At 39.5% G+C, this 2,423-nt stretch carries 5 protein-coding genes; 2 read left to right on the forward strand and 3 right to left on the reverse strand.

Annotated features, from left to right (window positions below; translation table 11 throughout):
* Nucleotides 1-258 precede the first annotated feature (258 nt).
* Nucleotides 259-390, reverse strand: coding sequence for a type I toxin-antitoxin system Fst family toxin (locus ABT369_RS57645; RefSeq protein WP_306462005.1), 132 nt, complete (start codon nt 388-390; stop codon nt 259-261).
* Nucleotides 391-599: 209 nt separating this feature from the next.
* Between ABT369_RS57645 and ABT369_RS57650 the strand changes: the two genes are divergently transcribed.
* Entirely contained in the window at nt 600-1,169 is a 570-nt protein-coding gene (locus ABT369_RS57650) for an HTH domain-containing protein (RefSeq protein ID WP_350627222.1), read from the forward strand.
* 26 nt (nt 1,170-1,195) lie between these two features.
* Nucleotides 1,196-1,534, forward strand: coding sequence for a hypothetical protein (locus ABT369_RS57655; RefSeq protein WP_350627224.1), 339 nt, complete (start codon nt 1,196-1,198; stop codon nt 1,532-1,534).
* A gap of 117 nt (nt 1,535-1,651) precedes the next feature.
* Here ABT369_RS57655 and ABT369_RS57660 read toward each other — a convergent pair whose 3' ends face one another.
* Nucleotides 1,652-1,909 carry a hypothetical protein gene (locus ABT369_RS57660; RefSeq protein ID WP_311948678.1) on the reverse strand — a complete coding sequence of 86 codons (258 nt, stop codon included), beginning with the start codon at nt 1,907-1,909 and terminating at the stop codon, nt 1,652-1,654.
* Nucleotides 1,910-1,930: 21 nt separating this feature from the next.
* On the reverse strand, nt 1,931-2,423 hold a 493-nt coding region (locus ABT369_RS57665), incomplete at its 5' end, for a hypothetical protein (protein WP_350627226.1).

A 2,423-nucleotide genomic window follows, 5' to 3' on the forward strand; every position in this document is an offset into this window, starting at 1 on the left:
TTTAAACACATTTTACAACAATACATTGACACGAATAATGCGCTCTTGTATCGAGCCTTTGAAGCAGATGGTATTTAGTTACTCAAGATTCTTGATTTTGATTTTTTAATCCTTCCTTGCTATAATAAACGTGCGAAGTGATATCAAGAACAAAGCATATTTACACCAAAAAGCCCTCCTACTGCGAATAGGAGGGCTTTTTTTTTGCGCTGTTGCGACTCAGCGTTGGTGCCAGAAGGCAACTGCTTCGATTATCGACTAATCGTCTAGCCAGCGATCAAACAGTATTAATACTATCCCCACAAGAAGTGGTGCGATAATCAGTGATATCAAGGTCTCAAACATATTTACACCCCCTCTCGGGGCAGTTGCCATAAATGAGTATAGCATACCCGCCCTATCGACTATTTTGATCCTTGCATATTTTAATATAGCACTCAGATCCTATGTGCGACCCCCTCGTAATAAAAAGTTTGTCCCACGTTTAATTTAGGGTGTTAGGGCTTTACATGACCACTTTTAAGACGCCTTAAAAGAAATCGATAATCGAATCAAATTCATGTATACTAAAAGAAAAAAGCAACTGAGGTGACAACCTTTTGACAACGGATAGACAACCAAAAGAAATGTTGACAGTAAAAGAACTTGCAGAATTTTTTGGTATCAGTAGACAAGCCATGAGGAAACATGTTGACAACCTAGAGCCAACGTTCCTTGCCAAAAATAGCCAAGGATACAAGACAGTTCTATGGTCGGGGGTGTTGCACCTTGCTGACAAGCTAGGACGTCCCGAGTTGCTTGAAGCGTTCGAAATTCCTAACACAGCAAGCTCTGACAGTATAGAAACGAAGTTGTTTTCACAGTTGCAACAAAAGGACGCACAAATTGATCAGCTGCAGTCGTTATTAGCCCAACAACAAAAACTTCTTGATCAGCAACAACAGCTAACTTTGCAAGCGAACAAACAAATACTGCTTCTGACGTCGCAGGAACGCTTATCAGGCGATTTAAACAAAGAATCGAATAATGATTCAGAAAATTTTAAAACGCCTCAGAACGCTTATGAGAGCCCCTCAGAGCAAGAAGAGAAATTCACTTCTGAAAATGAAGTCGTGCGACCGAAACAAGAAAGAAAGAAGAAGTGGTGGCACTTTTTCCGTGAACCCTAAGATAGCGCTGAAAGGATGGATTGTGTATGCCGTTTTCAGCTTATGTTGACAGCTATCCGATTACTGCGTATATCGTGGGGCACCTTGGTTTATCGGTGAGTGATTTTTGTCGACGGTATGAATTCGATCCCATGATCGTCAAGGGGTGGCAAACAGCGAATCGTTCCGTTTTCTCCTTGCCTGCTGACTTTGTGGAGTGCCTAGCCATTGCGTCCGACAAAACAGCGGATCAAGTTCGCTGTATTTTACGCTTGTTAGAAACGCAACATTTCGCTTATCTTGCGACAAGTCTGGAGTGGAACATAACACCGTTCCAACTCGCCCCCCCGGTTTCTTCACAAACGCCCCAAAGAGAAGAAGCTTGATTTACCAGTATTTTAGTGATCAAACATAGCTAGACCAATTGAAAATCACAAAGAACGCCCGTCAATCGCTTGATTGACGGGCGTCTTGTGTTAATCGAGATTATGTTAACTAAGGGTTTAAATAACTTCTTCTAGCCAAACTTTATATGAAATATCCGAAGCGATTGACGTTTGTATTTCAGGACTAACTATGAATCCATACTCTTCTTCACTTGTTTCAAAACCATACATAACGTCTGAAATCTTATACAATTGCCCATTCCATAGGATTTTTTCCCCTTTTCTTGGAATAAATGGTAGCGCCACAATATCAAATTTTTCAGAGTAGTTTTCACTGTTTTTGTTTAAGGTAATAGCTAATTCAATCGCGTACAATTTTCATATCCTCCAAAAATATTAATTAATTGAAACCACACGTACAGGAGAAAAACAACTTGCATTTCCCTTTGAAGTATAAATTTGAGCAACCCCATTTATTCTGTAAGTTCCTCCTTTTTTATACGTCCAAGTTTGAGAAATAGTCACACCACCAGATTTTGGGGAATAGCTTCCCGGAGAAGTCGTTTGTCCCAAAATCCCAATATTATAAACAGCGTTCACTCGGTTAATTATAGCATTTGTTTTCAATTTCCAAACAGCTGTAACCTTTCTTCCACTTTTTGTCACCGTAAAAGAAGTCGTAGACCAAACTGGACCAGCCTTAGCTTGAGCTTGGGTTTGGAAAATATCATTGTTATTGATTATACTGTCAGATTCAAATATTGCTGAATCCGATTCTACAATAACCTGCTCCTCAGCTTGAACATTTACTCCAAATGCAATAACCATAAAAGCTGTTAAGGTCAATCCTACAAGAACTGCTCTAATAATTTTTTTCATAAATAAATTC

It is taken from the genome of Dactylosporangium sp. NPDC000244 (genome assembly GCF_040300725.1).
Lineage (GTDB): Bacteria > Actinomycetota > Actinomycetes > Mycobacteriales > Micromonosporaceae > Dactylosporangium.

What these genes read in the sequence shown, in the direction of transcription:
- ABT369_RS57655 (WP_350627224.1), top strand. Translation starts at nt 1,196, where the DNA reads ATGCCGTTTTCAGCTTATGTTGACAGCTATCCGATTACTGCGTATATC.
- ABT369_RS57645 (WP_306462005.1), bottom strand. Translation starts at nt 390, where the DNA reads ATGCTATACTCATTTATGGCAACTGCCCCGAGAGGGGGTGTAAATATG.